At 36.9% G+C, this 18,156-nt stretch carries 20 protein-coding genes, 4 pseudogenes and 1 other annotated feature; of the genes and pseudogenes, 2 read left to right on the top strand and 22 right to left on the bottom strand.

Going from position 1 to position 18,156, the window contains the following annotated elements:
- Positions 1-8 precede the first annotated feature (8 nt).
- From cps4B to pepV, 14 genes and pseudogenes are all read right to left on the bottom strand, one after another.
- A complete protein-coding gene (gene cps4B, locus MHH90_RS04605) occupies positions 9-740 on the bottom strand; it encodes a capsular polysaccharide biosynthesis protein Cps4B (RefSeq protein WP_100273473.1) in 732 nt (243 codons plus the stop codon).
- Complete coding sequence (gene cpsA, locus MHH90_RS04600; protein ID WP_014621641.1) at positions 741-2,201, bottom strand: LCP family glycopolymer transferase CpsA; 1,461 nt, start codon at positions 2,199-2,201, stop codon at positions 741-743.
- 342 nt (positions 2,202-2,543) lie between these two features.
- Positions 2,544-3,254, bottom strand: coding sequence for a purine-nucleoside phosphorylase (deoD, locus tag MHH90_RS04595; RefSeq protein WP_340725801.1), 711 nt, complete (start codon positions 3,252-3,254; stop codon positions 2,544-2,546).
- Between the two features lie 382 nt (positions 3,255-3,636).
- Positions 3,637-4,302, bottom strand: coding sequence for a glutamine amidotransferase-related protein (locus MHH90_RS04590; RefSeq protein WP_445330288.1), 666 nt, complete (start codon positions 4,300-4,302; stop codon positions 3,637-3,639).
- Positions 4,299-5,551 (bottom strand): annotated as a pseudogene (locus MHH90_RS04585) (chloride channel protein). The gene MHH90_RS04590 and the pseudogene MHH90_RS04585 overlap by 4 nt, the downstream one beginning before the upstream one ends.
- A 3-nt stretch (positions 5,552-5,554) precedes the next feature.
- On the bottom strand, positions 5,555-6,364 hold the full coding sequence (locus MHH90_RS04580) for a purine-nucleoside phosphorylase (RefSeq protein ID WP_011681179.1): 810 nt from the start codon (positions 6,362-6,364) through the stop codon (positions 5,555-5,557).
- Positions 6,365-6,384: 20 nt separating this feature from the next.
- A pseudogene (locus tag MHH90_RS04575) lies at positions 6,385-6,892 on the bottom strand (DUF1697 domain-containing protein).
- A 1-nt stretch (position 6,893) separates the two neighbouring features.
- Positions 6,894-8,105 (bottom strand): phosphopentomutase, encoded by a 1,212-nt coding sequence (locus MHH90_RS04570; protein ID WP_011681180.1) that lies wholly within the window; start codon positions 8,103-8,105, stop codon positions 6,894-6,896.
- A gap of 125 nt (positions 8,106-8,230) precedes the next feature.
- Positions 8,231-8,911, bottom strand: a complete 681-nt coding sequence (rpiA, locus tag MHH90_RS04565) for a ribose-5-phosphate isomerase RpiA (RefSeq protein ID WP_011227255.1) — start codon at positions 8,909-8,911, stop codon at positions 8,231-8,233.
- A 228-nt stretch (positions 8,912-9,139) separates the two neighbouring features.
- Positions 9,140-9,347, bottom strand: a pseudogene (locus MHH90_RS10230) (hypothetical protein); the annotation flags it as partial.
- Positions 9,348-9,537: 190 nt separating this feature from the next.
- The gene (locus tag MHH90_RS04555; RefSeq protein WP_157795367.1) at positions 9,538-9,696 is read right to left on the bottom strand and encodes a hypothetical protein; all 159 of its coding nucleotides are present in this window, start codon (positions 9,694-9,696) and stop codon (positions 9,538-9,540) included.
- A gap of 506 nt (positions 9,697-10,202) precedes the next feature.
- A complete protein-coding gene (locus MHH90_RS04550; RefSeq protein ID WP_340725799.1) occupies positions 10,203-10,571 on the bottom strand; it encodes a YSIRK-type signal peptide-containing protein in 369 nt (122 codons plus the stop codon).
- A 357-nt stretch (positions 10,572-10,928) separates the two neighbouring features.
- Positions 10,929-11,513 (bottom strand): uracil-DNA glycosylase family protein, encoded by a 585-nt coding sequence (locus MHH90_RS04545; RefSeq protein ID WP_011681184.1) that lies wholly within the window; start codon positions 11,511-11,513, stop codon positions 10,929-10,931.
- A 36-nt stretch (positions 11,514-11,549) separates the two neighbouring features.
- Positions 11,550-12,956, bottom strand: coding sequence for a dipeptidase PepV (pepV, locus tag MHH90_RS04540; protein ID WP_011227258.1), 1,407 nt, complete (start codon positions 12,954-12,956; stop codon positions 11,550-11,552).
- A gap of 229 nt (positions 12,957-13,185) precedes the next feature.
- On the opposite strand from pepV, the gene MHH90_RS04535 reads away from it, so the two are divergent.
- Complete coding sequence (locus MHH90_RS04535; protein WP_002950885.1) at positions 13,186-13,371, top strand: 4-oxalocrotonate tautomerase; 186 nt, start codon at positions 13,186-13,188, stop codon at positions 13,369-13,371.
- Positions 13,372-13,446: 75 nt separating this feature from the next.
- Here the strand turns inward: MHH90_RS04535 and MHH90_RS04530 are convergent, their stop codons facing one another.
- The 7 genes and pseudogenes from MHH90_RS04530 to MHH90_RS04500 all read right to left on the bottom strand — a co-directional run bounded on the left by MHH90_RS04530 (position 13,447) and on the right by MHH90_RS04500 (position 17,387).
- Positions 13,447-13,920 (bottom strand): GNAT family N-acetyltransferase, encoded by a 474-nt coding sequence (locus tag MHH90_RS04530; RefSeq protein ID WP_014608363.1) that lies wholly within the window; start codon positions 13,918-13,920, stop codon positions 13,447-13,449.
- A 154-nt stretch (positions 13,921-14,074) separates the two neighbouring features.
- Positions 14,075-14,545 (bottom strand): annotated as a pseudogene (gene tnpA / locus MHH90_RS04525) (IS200/IS605 family transposase).
- Positions 14,546-14,711: 166 nt separating this feature from the next.
- Complete coding sequence (gene rplT / locus MHH90_RS04520; protein ID WP_002885090.1) at positions 14,712-15,071, bottom strand: 50S ribosomal protein L20; 360 nt, start codon at positions 15,069-15,071, stop codon at positions 14,712-14,714.
- A gap of 56 nt (positions 15,072-15,127) precedes the next feature.
- Positions 15,128-15,328: a 50S ribosomal protein L35 gene (gene rpmI / locus MHH90_RS04515; RefSeq protein ID WP_002950904.1), complete on the bottom strand. Its 201-nt coding sequence runs from the start codon at positions 15,326-15,328 to the stop codon at positions 15,128-15,130.
- Positions 15,329-15,366: 38 nt separating this feature from the next.
- Positions 15,367-15,897, bottom strand: coding sequence for a translation initiation factor IF-3 (gene infC / locus MHH90_RS04510; protein WP_011681186.1), 531 nt, complete (start codon positions 15,895-15,897; stop codon positions 15,367-15,369).
- A 13-nt stretch (positions 15,898-15,910) separates the two neighbouring features.
- Positions 15,911-16,033, bottom strand: a sequence feature (ribosomal protein L20 leader region).
- Positions 16,034-16,056: 23 nt separating this feature from the next.
- Positions 16,057-16,737: a (d)CMP kinase gene (gene cmk, locus MHH90_RS04505; RefSeq protein WP_014621653.1), complete on the bottom strand. Its 681-nt coding sequence runs from the start codon at positions 16,735-16,737 to the stop codon at positions 16,057-16,059.
- 20 nt (positions 16,738-16,757) lie between these two features.
- On the bottom strand, positions 16,758-17,387 hold the full coding sequence (locus tag MHH90_RS04500; protein WP_084825994.1) for an SAG1386/EF1546 family surface-associated protein: 630 nt from the start codon (positions 17,385-17,387) through the stop codon (positions 16,758-16,760).
- Between the two features lie 45 nt (positions 17,388-17,432).
- Between MHH90_RS04500 and MHH90_RS04495 the strand changes: the two genes are divergently transcribed.
- A complete protein-coding gene (locus tag MHH90_RS04495; protein WP_011681189.1) occupies positions 17,433-17,630 on the top strand; it encodes a ferredoxin in 198 nt (65 codons plus the stop codon).
- On the opposite strand, the gene MHH90_RS04490 is transcribed toward MHH90_RS04495, so the two are convergent.
- Complete coding sequence (locus MHH90_RS04490) at positions 17,614-18,114, bottom strand: EbsA family protein (protein ID WP_002945978.1); 501 nt, start codon at positions 18,112-18,114, stop codon at positions 17,614-17,616. The two genes, MHH90_RS04495 and MHH90_RS04490, sit on opposite strands and share 17 nt — an antisense overlap.
- Positions 18,115-18,156 lie beyond the last annotated feature (42 nt).

Below are 18,156 nucleotides of genomic sequence, written 5' to 3'. Positions count from 1 at the left end.
AATATCTCCTATAAATATTGATTTTCTAGTAATGTTTTGGGATTTTCAATAAAAAGATTCTTAGCACGTTTGGGGCCGTAGTTCTTTTTAACAATTTCATAAGCATCTTTCATAAATGGTGGTCTCGGCCCAAGATTATGCATGTCGCTAGCAACCATATGAACCAAATTTTTCTCCAAAAAATAACGAACACGTTTTTTTCTTACTTTATCTTTATCTCCAAAGAGCTTTGGTTTTAGAACATGAGAGCTATTAACTTGAGTATAGCACCCCATGTTGATGATTTCTCGAACACGGTCAGCATTTTCTTCGAGGGCATCATAGCGCTCAATATGAGCAACAATAGGCGTTACCCCCGCTCTCAAAACATTACTAAGCCCACTATGAATTTCTTTCCAAGATGTGCGAGCACTAAACTCAATCAAAGCAAATTGAGTGTTGTGCATGCGCGGAATGAGATTCTTTTCAAGTTTCTCCACAATGTCTAAGGTGTAATAAAGTTCACCTCCATAATAAATAGTTAAGTCTGGATAAAGTGCTTCTGCTTCTGCTTTTACCTTAGAAAAGTTGGCAAAAATTTTATCCTCTGGAGTCTCAAACATCCCCTTACGACGATGGGATGTTGAAACAATCTTACGTACCCCCTGGGCGTAACTTTCACCAATGAGGTCTAAACTTTCTTCTAAAGTTTTAGGACCATCATCAACATCAAAAACAATATGTGAGTGAACGTCAATCACTTATTTTTCCTCCATCAGATTTTTGATAGCTTGAGAGGCACTTGCCACACTCGAATTATCTAGTTTCATCATGTAAAGACTAGAATTTGGCATCGCATAAGAGGTCAATTGTCCGGTTGAACCTGTACCAGTTACTGCTTGAGACGTTACTGTAAATTTAGAGCCTGAATCAAGTTGTGTATTAGCCAAAGCATTAATGGTATCCAAAGAAATATTTGTCTGAACAGAGTCTTGGAGATTATTAACGATTGAAGTAAAGTTTGATACAGACTTTAGAGAAGCCAACTTGTTTACAATCGCAGAAATGACTTTCTCCTGGTTTTTACCACGGTCATTATCTCCGCCATCTAAACTATAGCGTTCACGAACAAATCCAAGTGCTTGCTCTGAATTCATTTGGATATCTCCAACTGGGAAATCAAACTTCCCATGAAGACTTGTGAAAGCTTGATCATTATGGACTGTCACACCACCAAGTTGGTCAATCAACTTAAGGAAAGATGTGAAGTTAATTCGGGCATAGTAATCAATCTTAATACCATAAAGATTTTCCAGAGTTTGTTCAGATGTTTCAACGCCATAAATACCTGCGTGGGTTAATTTATCATACTGGTTTGCCCCACCACCAGGAATCTTAACGTATGCATCACGTGGAGTAGTCGTCAAGAGAATCTTATGTGTGTTCATGTTAACGGTCATAATGATATTGACATCTGAACGTGACACTGTTGAAATTGAACCGTAGGTATCAATACCACTAATATAAATATTGAAGACTTTTGAATCTACTTGTTTTGCAGAATTGTTATTCTTCTTTTTAATTTTATAAGTATAGATTGTTTTTAGATTTGAATCATAATTACTATCGACAGACTCTAGTAGGCTAGCATAAGACCCACTCAAGACCATAGCTTTAGATTTGCCAGACTTAAGATTATCATAAGCTTCTTGATATGAGGCAACATCATCAACTTTAACATCAACTTTTTTATCTTTTTTGAGAGCCGACATCAAGGTCTCGATATTGTTCTTATCAACCTTAGTAGGTGCCTGTACGCTAGTAAGCTGGCTCACATCTTTGATGTCACTTTCCTTAGGAACCACGATGCTCATTTCTACTTCAGAAAAAGCTGCCGTCTGATTCATACGGTTAGTGATGTCAATCATTTGTTTAAAACCAAAAATACCAACCAGAGAAACTAGCGAGAAGATAACCAATACAACCGTTGTCACTAGTGGTGATTTCTTAGTCTTCTGAAGGAAGATGCTAATAGCAAGAACTACCAACAAACCAATAGTGATAATGATGTTCAAAAACCTAAAGGATAGGAAATTATAATTGAACATGGTGAATAATAAGACCAATGCTAAAATAGCATACAGAATGGTCAATCCAACGTTGACCATCCCCCATGATCTATTACCCGTACGTTTTTGCTTACGATTCGTACGCGAACTCATATAAATTGCTCCTAAAAATTAAAATTAAGTATTCCCCATTATTATTGTAACATTAATACAATTTCATTTCAATTGTCATTTTTTTCAAAAAAAAAACAAAAAAACGTTTTCATTATGATATCAATCATTTAATTTATATCATTTTCCATTATATTGTGAACTATCTTTCACATTTTTAGTAGTTAAACTTTAAATTGTCAGATATTTACCTATTTATTAAAAGTCTTCTTCTTCCAAATATTTTTATTTTTTCTAGTAGTTTGAAAAATTTTAACTTATTATCACTTCGAACAGATATTAGCTACAACACAAAAGGACGACCAAATGGCGTCCTTTTACAAACTAGTCTGCAATTAGTGTTTCAAGACCAACTTTCATCATATCAGTGAAAGTATTTTGACGTTCCTCAGCTGTTGTGTCCTCATCTGGATTTACCAAACTATCAGAAATAGTCATAATAGCCAGAGCATCTACTTGGTGTTGGGCTGCAAGGTAGTAAAGTGCTGCTGCTTCCATTTCGACAGCCTTCACGCCCCATTTACCAAGCTCGATGTTCTTTTCACCATAGTTCGAATAGAAGACGTCAGAAGACAAGACATTACCAACATGTGTAGTCATACCAAGTTCTTTAGCAATGTGGTAAGCCTTATCCAAGAGATTAAAACTTGCAATTTGAGGAAAGTCGTATTGAGGCCAGTCATTACGAATAATATTAGAGTTAGTTGCTGCTGCTTGTGCTAGAACCAACTCACGAACGTGAACATTCTCATTCAAAGAACCGGCAGTTCCTACGCGAATTAATTTTTTGACACCGTAGTCAACAATGAGCTCACGTGCATAGATAGAGATAGATGGCATCCCCATCCCAGTCCCCATTACTGAGATACGTTCACCCTTGTATGTTCCTGTGTAACCAAACATGTTACGTACTTCGTTGAAACACACAGCATCTTCAAGGAAATTTTCGGCAATAAATTTTGCACGTAAAGGATCCCCAGGAAGAAGAATCTTATCAGCAATATCTCCTTGTTTGGCAGAAATATGAATTGACATAATTAATCTATAAAGGGCGACAGAGACGAAGTAAAAATAAAAAACTTACGAAGATTACCAATGCTATCCAGTTTATCTTTTTCACTCTTCTCCGCCCGTATTCAGTTCATTGAATACGGTTAACCCATCCTTTCTATTATTTATAAAGGTTAAAGAACAACTAGAAAGTAATTGAAAATAAGGAAGCTGACATAGCTCTACGCGTCTAAGCAGGTTAGCTATTTCCCAAACTCTCCACTCATTTTCAAATATAAGTACCTGCTCCGCAATCCTTAAGTTATATTTTTTAAAGTTTTCTACTATTATATAAATAGTATATGAGCTACTTAAATGTTTAGATCTGGGTTAGTGAATCTAGAAAAGCAAATAATTTTTTATTCATTTAAGAATAATCATGATTATGCAATTGTTCTGGTGTTTGAACAAAATCTAACTGTTTATTTTGCTGGTACAAATACTCTTCACCATCAGCAGCTATCAGTAAATCAATCGCTTCAAGGTCAAACTCTAAATGTGCTTGGAAGGCATAATGTTTAGGGCTAAAGCAAATTATTTGGCGTGGACAGCCCTTGCTAGTCGCAAGAACAACTGCCTTGTCGCTCAAACCAGGCATATCACCATGCCAGTGACCCGTGTTTAAAGTAGAACCAAAATCTTTAATGTGATCATCAGCTAATCCTTCATCAGTTAAGGTCAAAGGGAAAACGCCAATTTCACGTTCTGGACTATGTTCATATTTTCCACCATAAGCTATAGATAAAAGTTGAGCCCCTAAGCATACCCCGACAATATAGATATCAGCATCAATGGCTTTTTGAATTAATGCAATTTCAGCCTTTGGATCATAGTATGGAAAGACTTGACGATCTTCATCAGGTGACTGAGGTCCGCCCATTACTATAAGGAAATCAATATCATCAACAGTTTCTGGAAGTTCTTCTTCCTCATAAACCTTTGTTGATGAAATATGATGTCCACGCTTTTGAGCCCATTTCAAATAAGCTCCTGGAACCTCAAATTTTTCGTGTAAGATAAAATGAATATTCATAATCTTTCTTTCCATTTATTGTTTATCATCCTTGATAGGATACTTGCTAGTATAAGTGGGAATACGATAACTCCTCCTATACCTGTAAAACCAACAACCAAGGCTATTCCTGTTAGGGGGGGATCAAGCATTGTCCCTAAAAATACGGTTGCCCCTAGTAACATTCCTAAACTAAGACTATGAGAAAATCCAAAATTTCCAAGAAGCACCGTTATCAGATAACCCGTACCTACACCTATAGCAAACGATGGCATCAGAGTTCCACCATAAGCACCACTCCTTAAAAGTAGACAGACTAATAGACATTTGATGATGAGAATGACAAGAAGATATGCTGAAGAGTTTCCAGAAAAAATCCATTGAGCTAAAACCTGTCCGTTTCCCATAAAAATTGGAAGGTAAGCTGACAGTCCACCAAGAATCATAAAGGTAAAGGACAACGTCCAAAGAATTTCTTTACCTGTAATATGATGTTTACTGGCCTTCTTTGCAAAATATCCAAATATTATGGCAAGTGCTGTTACAAATAATGCTAAGATGATTGCCTGTATAAAACTGGAAGAATCAATAGTCACTTTATCGACTATATATAAAGTGTTGTTCACCAACAATTGGTTTGGCACAATAAGCAGATACATAAGTGGTCGCAAGAATAATAATGATATTCTTTAGTTTCTAACAGACTCCTAAGGTTTACAAAACAAACAAAGCACTAGCAAAAGGCACTTGGTAAACAGATGCTAGCCCTGAGCCAGCACCACAAGCAATTAATAATTGTCTATCGGAAATGAATAAATGCAATCCTTTAGAAAGACTCCCACCAAAGAGAGCACCCAATTCTCGAGGTGCTCCTTCTTTGCCTATTGAGGCTCCAGCAGCAACGATTGCCACCTGGACTAATGCATGTAGAAGACTGACCTAGAGGAAATTTAGGTTCCTTTTACCAACGAGTTTCTTAGCTTTGCTAATGGAAAGTAAGGTGACACGTCATTGAAGAAAATACCAAAATAAACTAGATAAAATCCCAACAACAAGTAAGACTGAGAGTCTTCGAAAAGCACTCATTGATTGAAACTGTAACTAGAGGTTCCTTTTATCTTTACCAAACACAATAACTTGTATAAATTCTAGAAGGTAGTGGCAAAAAAATTCCAATAAAACCTGAAGCAATCCCAGTTCCAATAACGGCTAAACTCAGCTTAAGGGATTTTGGTAACAACCTTAAACGTTTCCTTACCTGAGAAATCATTTCTTAGAGTTTCGACAAAATAGCTTTAAGCAATCCTTTGAAGTCTCCCTTAATGCGTTCAGTTACTTCTACAACTTCTTCGTGGTTCAATTCTTCTTGCAAACCAGCTGCAAAGTTAGAGATACATGAAATACCCAGAACTTTCAAGTCAGAATGTGCTGCGACGATAACCTCAGGAACTGTTGACATACCAACAGCATCTGCCCCCAATGACTTGAAGGCACGAATTTCAGCAGGAGTTTCATAAGTTGGACCAGTTACTCCAAGATAAACCCCTTCTTCCAACTTGATTCCAAGTTTATCAGCCACTTTATGAGCAATTTCGCGGTAGGCTGGAGTGTAAGCTTTAGACATATCTGGGAAACGTGGGCCAAAGTCATCCAAGTTTTTACCGATCAATGGGTTCTGACCAGTCATATTGATATGGTCAGTAATAGCCATCAAAGTACCAGGACCGAAGCCAATACCACCAGCAGCATTAGTTACAATAACACCTTCACAACCAAGAGCTTTCATAACACGTACAGGGAAAGTTACCACTTCAAGAGGATTTCCTTCATAAAAATGGAAACGTCCTTGAAGAGCCAATACCTTACGTCCAGACAAAGTACCATATACAAGTTTACCTGCATGACCGACTACTGTTGATTTCCCCCAGTTTGGAATATCTGCGTAATCGATTACAATAGCATCTTGGATCTCATCAGCCAATTCTCCAAGTCCAGAACCCAAAATCAAACCAAACTCAGGTTTTTCAATTCCTTTGCTTTCCAAAAAGGTTTGCGTAACTCTAATTTTTTCAAGTAGTGACATTCTAAATCTCCTTTAGTTCCTTATTTTTTCAAACAATGACCAATGTTTGAAAAAGTTCTTGCATTTCGAATCGTAATATAAGAATAAAATGATGACTTTAATAGATTTTTATGATAAACCGTTTGATTGTAGCTTGTCTTATCATGTTTCCCCCAGTAGACTCCTAATTCCCCAAAATGAAGAGTCTCATCTGCCAAATCAAAAGAATTTATTACTCTCTTCAATTCATCCTTGTCTAATTGAACTGTATAAAAGAGGACATCTTTTCTGTACAAATCATTTTCCTACCATTTCGGTAGATATTTACACTCATTTTGGTATTCCTCTAGTGTAAAAAGGGAAAAGACATTAATAAAGGCGTAAGACTTATTCAGAAATTCTTCTATGGCTAAAAGTAATTCTTCTATTAATAAAGGAAGAAACATTCTTAAAACCTAGTTTCTCAAGGTCATGGCAGAATTTTTCCATGACTACCCTATTACGACCGCCGACATTTATCCCACGAACCAGAAAAGTACAACGTTTCATTTTAGACAAGTTTATCCAAGAAACTTTCACCAATCATCGCTTTCTCAACACCGAAGTTATCCGCAATTGTTGCTGAGATATCAGCGAAATGTCCAACTGGAATCAAGCCACTACATTTGAAGGAAGGGCTGTAAGCCAAGAATGGGATGTATTCACGAGTATGGTCTGTACCAGCATAAGTTGGGTCATTACCATGGTCTGCAGTGATCATCAAGAGATCATCTTCTTTCATAGCAGCGATAATTTCAGGCAAGCGCTCGTCAAATTCATGCAAGCAATCGCGGTAGCCCTGTGGATTACGACGATGTCCGTAAAGGGCATCAAAGTCTACCAAGTTTGTGAAAGAAAAACCATGTTTAAAGTCTTCTGATGTCATAGCCTTAATCAAATTGTCCACACCGTGGTTATTTGATTTGTTATGACCCATATCGTGGTTGATACCTTCACCATTGAAGATATCACTAATCTTACCAACTGAGTAAGTGTCAATTCCTGCTTCGTTCAATTTGTCCAAAACAGTTGGAGCAAATGGTGAAATAGCCAAGTCACGACGGTTAGATGTACGAGTAAAGTTCCCAGGCTCACCAACGTAAGGACGAGCAATGATACGACCAAGAAGAGCTGGACGTTCCAAAGTGATAGAACGAGCAAATTCACAAATACGATACAATTCTTCAACAGGAATAATATCTTCGTGAGCTGCGATTTGAAGAACCGGGTCAGCTGATGTATAAATAATTAACTCACCAGTTTCCATTTGGCGTGGTCCGAAGTCATCGATAACTGCTGTACCAGAATAAGGTCTATTGGATTCACGAATAACCTTACGTCCTGAGAATTCTTCAATTTGAGTAAGAATTTCCTCTGGGAATCCATTCCAGAAAGTATCAAAAGGTTCTGTAATATTAAGTCCCATGATTTCCCAGTGACCTGTCATGGTATCTTTTCCAAGAGAGACTTCTTCTAACTTAGTTGCGTAACCAGTTGGATTGCTTTCAGCTGGAACAGTTTTCAAGGGTTGTTCGCGAGGAATATTTCCAAGACCAAGTTTAGCCATGTTTGGCACATTCAAACCAACAGTTTTAGAAATATGTCCAAGGGTATCTGAAGCTCCGTCAGGAACACCAGCATTGACAAAATTATTAGCATCTGGAGCTGCACCAATACCTACTGAATCAAGAACGATTAAATGCATTCGATTAAATTTGGACATAACAACACCACAAAGAGCTAAAATCTTTCGAAATTACCTCTTTCCTTTCTATATAATTATCTAGTGATAACATCACTATTAGGTTACTTTATTCATTTACAATTTAAAAGAAAAATTAAACAGGACTAATCCTTAACCTCAACAATCTTAACACCATCTTTTCCAGCGACGATAACCTTATTAACCATTCCATTGAATAAGCCATGTTCAACAACACCAGTCATAGCTTTTAGTTCGTCACCTAAAGCAACTGGGTTATTAATTTTGCCGAGATCCAAATCAATAATAAAGTTCTTCATATCTGTAACAAAGCGATCACCTTGTTCAGTTACTCGGAATGATGGCTTATAGCCCTTAGATTCAAAGTCGAGATACAAGCGATCAGCGCCATATTGAACAACTTCGACTGGTAATTTAAAAGCACCAAGTTGATCAACCATCTTAGACTCATCAACTACCCAGATGTACTTTTTCGTAGGTGTGGCAACGATTTTTTCCATCAAGAGGGCACCACCGCCACCTTTAATGCCGTTGAGTTGAGGATCTACTTCGTCGGCGCCATCAACGGTAACATCAATACTATCAATATCATCCACTGATTTCAAAGGAATACCTAGACCTTCAGCTTGCTTCGTTGTTTGACTAGACGTCGTTACACCTACTACACTGAGACCTTCCTCCTTTATTCGACGACCAATCTCCTCTACAAAGAAATAAGCTGTTGAGCCAGTACCTAGTCCAACAACCATGCCATCTTCAACAAATCCAGCAGCGTATACACCGGCGAGCTTTTTTAATTCATCCATGCAGATTTCCTTACATCTTTCTATATAGTCAGTCAAATTTATTATAACATGAGTGTTCTTTAAATTGCAACGATAAGTATGAAAAGGCTATCAAAAACTTTAAAACAATAAAACTAGACCCTAAAATTAGAATCAAATTTGAAGGTAGAAATAATATAGTAGCATCACTTAGTCTTCTTTACGATGCTTGAAGAATACTACGAAAGCTGAAAAAATCATCGAAATAAATCAAAGTAATTCTGCATTTCTTGTGTGCTCACCAGTTTGTGGCAACTCAGCTTGAGGAACTTCAGTATCTGGAGTCGGTGGTGTAGGTGGTAAAAAATGATACCCTCTCAATAACATAATTCTTATGCCATACAACAGTTAGTTTTTCTGGTGTTTTTGGTTCAACCGGTCTAGCTGGAACTTCAACCACTTTTGGTGTTGGAGTAGTTAGGTCCGTACCTACTGCAACAACCCATTTGCCATCATTTGATGAAAGGCTCAAAATCTCATAACAGTTAATCACATGCTTAATTAAATGCATATCCGTATATTCACGCATGCTTGACTGATTCAAATTACATAGGTGACAACAAATTTGTCACCTATGTAATTTGAAAGAATTCAGTCTCATTATTAGACTAAAGACTGGTTGCTACAATATCAGAAGCCCCACCTTCACGTTGAAAGGTCAAATTTTGAACAGTTTCTACATCTTTTAGATCTTGGAAACCATTATCATTCATGTACTTATCATAAGCTTCTTTAGCGTATTGCTCTAGGTCTATATTGTATTTCATAAGATAAACTTCATACTGAGCTTTAGCATCGTCTTCTTCATCCTTAATATCAAAAGCTTGTCATAGGCTACTTTATCTTTATCATACTGTACTTTCTTAGCTTAGTTTTATTGTAAATCTTTATCGTATAGCACTCTAGATATATTATAAACAGATATTTCTGCATAATACTTACCTTTAGTTTCAGCCGTCGTCTTATCTGCTGATGCTTTTTCGAATACTTTAGAACCATAAGTCAATATTTGATTATTACATTCTTACAATACTGCATCATAAGTTTTTTTATCAGCTTGATATTTAGCTATATCTTTTTCATAGTAGCTTAATCAGTATCATACTATGCTTTAGAAGCAGAGTTTACTTTATCCGCTGCTGCTTTTCAGCCACTTTAGCATCATACTTAGCCTTTGCTTTATCATACTCAGCTAAATCTTTTTTTGTGGTCTTCTTTTGCTTTCTGTTAATCATAACCAACTGTATTAATCTCTTTTGATTGTGCATGATTGTCAGCAATAGCACTCTCTAAAAATGTATGTGATTGAAATGTAGTTTCTTCGACTTCTACCTTTTTTTATCGCAGAGGCTTTAGCATCTTCAAAAATATCAGTTGTAACAACACTTGTTGGGAAAGTGATATTTCCGTCTTCTTTGACAGAAACAACTTGCTTCTCTGAATGATTAACAGTTGATGAATTGACAGCGGTATCTGTTAGCACAGAAACACTGAGTGGCGTATCAGTGACAGCTGAAGTTGAAACCTTAAAATGCTGTACACCAACCGCTTCCATCACAAGAATGGTTGTACCCAAAAGAACATAGGCATCTCCAAAGCTATACTTTCTGATTGAAAAACATTGCAAATCTCTTCTTCCCATATCACAAATTTTCTTAACAACTAAAGCCTAACACCGTTAAATTTTCTGCCAATAGTAATTGTATTAATGTTTTCGAAACTTTTCATTTGTCATCTTGTTTCTAATCATAGTATAATAATTTATTTAGTCTAAAAATAGCTATTTTAATTTTATATGTTACCCCTCTTAAAATTAGAAATAGATTGCAATGAATAAGTTTAGACTTAAGATATTGTTAATTGTATTTTTCAAAAGATTTTGTTATAACATCAAAAAAGCCCCAAAGGGCAAAAATCTTAACAATATTCGAGTATCCCCATGGTTCCTCATTGACCTATTACGAATCACTAGTGACTATTCAAGGTCAAATATCTGAATTCATTGACTCAAGATTTTTTGAACCAATTCTTTTAAATCTGGAAGCACTTCTTTCATAAACCATGGATTTTTCGCTTGCCAGATATTATTTCGTGGTGACGGATGCACTAAAGGAAAATAGTCTGGAAGATAATCTCTGTAATGTTTAACTGTATCTGTTAATTTAGTTGATGATTTTTGATGCAAATAGTAATGCTGAGCATAGTTTCCCACAAGTATAGTTAATTGAATATTTGGAGCTAAATCTAGAACTCTCTCATGCCATTTATCAGCAAAACCTTTGCGGGGCCCTAAATCTCCAGATTTTCCCTGCCCCGGGAAATAAAAATCCATTGGTACAATGGCAAACAGACCTGATTCATAAAATTCTTCTCGCGACACACCCATCCAATCCCGTAGATTATCTCCACTAGGGTCATTCCAGTAAAGTCCAGACTCTTGAGCTCGGATACCAGGAGCTTGTCCTACGATATTAATCCTCGCAGTTTTTGGAATACTAAACAAGGGTTTGATACCTTGTTCAGTATACGTTTTATTTTGTTCGTCAGCCATAATAGCTTGTGTCAATTCTTCAAGTGTTTCCATATTTTCCTCCAAAAAAAGAGACAAAATGTCTCTTTTTTACTTGATCAACTCATAGATAGCTTCTGCATAAATGGCAGCTGCACGGTATAAGTCCTCAACTTCAGTAAATTCATTTGCTTGGTGCATGGTATTGACATAACCAGGGAACATAGCACCATAAGCAACACCACGTTTAAGGAGACGTCCAAAGGTCCCACCACCAATGATTTGTTCATGACCTTTAAGACCTGTCTGTTTCTCATAAACCGAAAGAAGTGTCTGTACCATAGGATCACTAACTGGTACGTAATGCGGCACATGACCATGTTCTGAAAGACTGACCGCCTTAGGTCCTTCAAGTTTTTCAAGGCCAGCCTTAATACCATCTACATTAACCCCTTGAGGGTAGCGGAAGTTCAAAGCAATGGTATTATCTTCAGATTCCTTGTTAAAGGTAAAGACACCTGCATTCATAGTTAACTCACCCATTTTAGAATCTGTATAGGCAAGACCTGTCTTTTCAGAAAAGAAATCTTGATGAAGTGTTTCAGCAATTAAATCCAAATAAGTCTTAGCATTAGCTTTGAAGTCAAATTGGCTAAGGAAGAGTGCTAAGTATGTTGCCCCATTGATACCATTTTGAGGCATCATACCATGAGCTGATTTACCATGAATAGTCACATGGAAAACACCTGCTTCTTCAGTCACTTGACCGGTTACTGCTTGATCAGCAACAAAGTCATTAAGTTTAGACTCAAGTTCCTGTAAAGTGATAGGTGCCGTAAACTCTGCACTTGCAGATTCAGGGACCATATTTTCACGCAAGCCACCATTAAAGCTTACGAGGCTAAAGTCACCATCGTTTTGTCCTTCAAAATGAAGATAGGCAGTAATATTTCCTTTTTCCCCATTGATAATTGGAAATTCTGCATCAGGAGAAAAGCCAAAATCAGGATCTTTCAATCCATTATGAGCGAAGTAATAATCCATATCACCCCAACCAGATTCTTCATCTGTACCAACAATAAAGCGAACACGCTTAGATACTGGAAGCTCAAGCTCTTTGATAATTTTCAAAGCATAATAACAAGCCATTGTTGGCCCTTTATCATCTGATGAACCACGGGCATAAAGCTTTCCTTCTTTGATTACTGGTTCATAAGGATCAGTGTCCCATCCGCTACCCGCTGGAACCACATCCAAGTGTGCAAAAATACCCAAGACTTCATCACCTTGACCAAATTCAAAGTCACCAGCGTAATTATCAATATTACGAGTCTTATAACCATCACGTTCAGCTAAAGCAAGAAAATGTTCTAGAGCTTTCACTGGTCCAGGACCAAATGGGTGCTTTTCATCAGCCTTACTATCATCACGCTCTGAATTAATACGCAAAAGACCAAAAAGGTCCTCCATCAAAGCTTCTTTACGTTTATCAACTTCGGCGTGAAAATCAATTGTCATAGTTTACTCCTTACTGTCTCTAGTTAGCACTATTTTAGCATTTTTAGTAAGGGTTTTCAACTCTTTCAATATGCTAAATTTAAAATGCAAACAGGTTTTTAAGATCATAAGGCACCTACTACTTTCAAATTAATTCATAGTCTAGCATTATTTCGAGAATTTCCAAAAACTTTAGAATCTTCTCTTAATTAGTGCTATAATAGGACTATCAAAACTAAGGAGATGCATTATGCCATTTGTAAAAATTGATCTCTTTGAAGGTCGTTCAGAAGAACAAAAAATTGAACTTGCTCGCGAAGTTACTGAAGTTGTATCACGTGTTGCAAAAGCTCCCAAGGAAGCTATCCACGTTTTCATTAACGATATGCCAGAAGGGACTTACTACCCACATGGTGAAATGAAAAAGAAAAACTAATCATCAAGAAGCAGTCACATCTATGGGCTGCTTTTTGATATAAAAAATAAGTTGAATTCATCTCGTGAAAAACTACTATTTTAGGATAGTTTTCATTTCTGTATATCTCGGTTTCACTCCCAAATGCTCATAAAAATCTAGAGCACCTTGGTTATCATTCCATACGTGAAGTGTTGCATTATAGCATTCTTGCTCCGTAGCATAGTCCAAAGCAAATTGATAAAGCTTCTCTCCTAATTTTTGTCCACGAGCTTTTTCTTCAACACAAAGATCATCAATAAAGAGAGTCTTAATAGGTTTTTGAGGACCATCATTTTCAGATACTTCTTTAATTATCAAGAAGAGATGACACAAGATCGTTCCAGCCTCATCTTCATAGACAAATACAGGTTTATTTGCATCCCCTATTACTCCTTCTAACTCTTTATCCGTAAACTTACTTCCTTTTACTTTAAGGATATCAGAACGAGCTTGATGATGAACGATTAGGATTTGCGCGAAAAGTTCCTGTAGTCTTGGAATATCTTCTATCTTTTCCAAACAAATCATATTTAACTCCTTTTAATCAAAACCACCCGTGAGAACGGGTGGTTTGCTCTTTGGCTGAAAGCCTCTGCTACCAGCCGAGGTCTAAAGGCCTACCGAATGGTTTCCCTTCAGAACCACCTTTGCTAGCTGACCCGACTAGCGGGTCTATTTTAGACTACTTTCTTTTATTCTTCTCACCTGTAAACGGATCATATTCCTCGAAAAGACTGAGCTGATCTGCTATCACGTCTTCTTGTAATTGATTACGAATAATATGCTTCAATTCGCTTCTGATTTCGCCCAACCGTATCAACATAAAGCCCTCGACACCAAAATTTGCGATTCCCATATTTATACTTTAAATTAGCGTGTCGGTCGAATATCATTAAGCTACTTTACCCTTTAAATATCCCATAAATGAGGAGATACTTAGCTTCAGTGGTATACTCACCAACATGTAAATATGATCTGGGCAAGCTTCTGCTTCATGAATTTCAATGCCTTTTCTTTCACATAATAATCGGAAGATTTGACCAATACTTGCTTTGTATTTCCCATAGATTATTTGACGTCTATATTTCGGGGCGAATACAATATGATACTTACAATTCCATGTAGTATGTGCTAAACTATTATTCTGTCTTATCAAGAATCCTCCTTTAATATACTAATTAATGGTCGGAAAACCTTATCTAATGAAACACTTTAGTTGGAGGATTATTTGATACATCGCTAAAAGCTTTTCGAAAACCACTAGCACAGCTAATGGTTTTCGTGAGACAAAAAAAGATGGGTTTTACCCATCTTAATCACTATTTACCAAGTTTTGCTTTAGCTGCATCTGCAAGAGCTGTGAAAGCTGCTGCATCGTTAACTGCCAAATCAGCAAGCATTTTACGGTTAACTTCAATTTCAGCCAATTTCAAACCGTGCATCAATTGTGAGTATGACAAACCGTTCAAACGAGCTGCCGCATTGATACGTGTGATCCAAAGTTTACGGAAATCACGTTTCTTTTGACGACGGTCACGGTATGCATAGTAGTAAGAGTTCATTACTTGTTCTTTTGCAGTACGGAACAAGATGTGTTTTGCACCATAGTAACCTTTAGCAAGTTTCAATACACGTTTACGACGTTTGCGTGATACAACGCCACCTTTAACACGAGCCATTTATATATTCCTCCGAATTAGTTCTAGTTTAGTTAATTTGAAATGCTTCTAGCGGATTAACGCATTTGTGAAACCATTGATTTAATACGTTTAAAGTCACCTGGATGTACCATTGACGCTTTACGAAGGTGACGACGTTGTTTTTTAGTTTTACCGTGGAAACGGTGAGATGTGAAGGCACGGAAGCGTTTCAATCCACCTGAACCTGTACGTTTGAAACGTTTAGCTGATGCGCGGTGTGTTTTTTGTTTTGGCATTTTAAAATTCTCCTCTTAAAATAGTGTTAATTTGACAATTATTTTTTGTCAGGAATTGGTGCAAGTTGCATGAACATTTGACGTCCATCCATCTTAGCTCTTTGCTCAATGATCGCAATATCTTGTGTTTTTTCAGCAAATTCCGCCAATACCTTAGCTCCGATTTCTTTATGAGTAATCATACGGCCTCTGAATCGGATAGAAACTTTTACCTTGTTTCCCTTTTCAAGGAATTTACGGCCGTTACGAAGTTTTGTTTCAAAGTCACCTTTATCGATAACTGGACTCAAACGAACTTCCTTAACAGTAACAACGCTTTGTTTCTTACGTTGTTCTTTTTGTTTCTTTTGATACTCAAATTTGAACTTACCATAGTTCATAATCTTCGCAACAGGTGGCGTAGCTTGTGGTTGGATAAGAACCAGGTCAACATTTGCATCATCTGCAATAGCCTGTGCTTCTGACAATGGTTTAATGCCCAATTGTTCACCATCAAGACCAACAAGACGAACTTCACGAACGCGAATTTCATCATTAATAAATAGATCTTTCTTAGCTATGATCTTCACCTCTTTATTTTTTTAGAGAAAAACAAAGCGGACTTGATATACAAGCCCGCACACATAATATCCCTTTAAGGATTTGACATGTTGGGCCAGACAACCTAAGTCGCAAGGCGAGAAGTTCTCACTTCTGCTTTTCTCATTGCTATTAGTATAACAAGTGAGTCATCCTTTGTCAATAATTTTTTTTGCTTTTTCTTGAATAAATTCCACAACACCATCAATAGACACACCTGTAGTATCAAAAGTGATGGCATCTTCAGCTGGTCTAAGAGGTGATACCTCACGGTGACTATCTTTATAGTCACGTTCAGCAATTTCTTTTTTAAGTGTCTCGAGATCAGCAGGAATACCTTTTTCAATATTTTCCTTATAACGACGTTCTGCACGTTCATCAACAGAAGCAATCATGAAAATCTTGAGTTCTGCATCAGGTAAAACCACTGTACCAATATCACGACCATCCATGATGATACCACCTTCCTGAGCAATACGCTGTTGTTGTGAAACGAGTTCTTGACGTACTTCTGGAATAGCCGCTACCCAAGAGACGTTATTTGTAACTTGATTATCACGAATTGGATGTGTAATATCAACATCACCAACATAAACTTTTGGACTACCATCTGCCGCTTTCCCAAATGAAATAGGGTGTTGCGAGAGTTGATCTAAAATTTCTGGTACATTTTCCTCAGTCAAACCATTCTGCAAAGCTAGATAAGTTGCAGAACGATACATAGCTCCTGTATCAAGATAAGTATAGCCAAGATTTTTTGCGATAATCTTGGCTACTGTACTTTTTCCACTTGACGCAGGACCATCAATAGCAATTCTAATATCTTTCATGATGTTCCTTTGCTTTTAAATTATTGAACCTTAACAACATCTCCTGGGTTAGCAAACCAGTATCCATTTGTCATGTGGTCTGGGTTCAGACGTTGCAACTCATCTACAGAGATACCTGCACGAGCTGCGATAGAAGCTGCACCTTCGCCAGGTTGAACAACGATTGATGAACCGTCAGTTGCTGCTGTAGCACTTGATGGTGTTGTTGCAGCTGAGTCAGTTGCATAGCCTTTTTCAACATGTTTAGAAGAGCTGGATGCTTTCGTTGATGATGATTTCTCTTTAGTTGACTTCTCACTATCTTCACCCATACTTGAATCTTTTTTGCTTGATGAAGATTTAACGACTTTGCTAGTTGAAGTTGAAGAGAAACCTAAAGATTCCTTAGACGCCGCAGTTTTACTTCCTCCAATATTTGATGTATAGAAAACAAAGAACAAAATACATACAACAATAATAAAGAACAAGCTAAGCAAGACTGTCAAGAATGACGAATTAATGAAGCCACTTTTTTCTTGATCCTCATCTGAAGAAGTGTTTCCCTCTTCTTCAAAATCCTCAAACTCATCTTCATCATCTAGAAAATCAGCATCAACTACTTCTTCCGACTCTTCTTCAGAAACCTTATCTTCCCATGGTTTTTTACTCATGATTTTCTCCTTGTAAAAACAATAAATCTATTTTAAAATAATACTATGAAAGTATCATTAATTCCAGAAAAATGTATCGCTTGTGGTTTGTGCCAAACCTACTCTCCCGTCTTTGATTATGATGACGAAGGAATCGTTAGGTTTAAAGATAGCGACCAACTTAGTAGAACGATTGAAAATAGCCCCGAGACTTTGACAGCTGTCAAATCTTGTCCTACTAAAGCCCTTATTTGCGAAGTTTAATCTTGAGGGCTTTTTTTGGTTCCTCATAAAATGCAAAATAATCAAAATTAGTCATATGATCCATTAGTTCTACCTCACCTTTGAAATTAGGATGAAGCGCTAAAGCATCTAAGAAATATTTCTTAGGCCACTTTCTCATATAAAACTGACGTTTCTTTCCATTTTTAAAAATGAGGCACAAGCCGGTTTTGATAACTTCCACTTTTTCAATATCACTAATCTGCACCTTACGCGGTTTAAAAATATTGAAAGAAACAATACGCAATATTCCATAATCTTCAATAATAAAGTAACGATGAAACCCTAGACCAAATAAAGCAACAAAAATAGTGAAAAGCATCAAAATATGTGAGGGCACCGAGTACAACTCGAACAGAAGGACTCCTGCAATAAAGATTGGCGTGATGGCTAAAGACCAATAAATGATAAGCCAAGATAATTCGGGTTGCCAATGGTAACGATACTTGCCGAAAATTTTAATCATCTCAGCACCTCCATTACCTCTAATTCTACCATAAAATCAGTA

The sequence above is a fragment of the Streptococcus sp. FSL E2-3488 genome, assembly GCF_038003585.1.
Taxonomy (GTDB): Bacteria; Bacillota; Bacilli; order Lactobacillales; family Streptococcaceae; genus Streptococcus; species Streptococcus thermophilus.
This window is presented reverse-complemented; position numbering and strand designations above follow the sequence as displayed.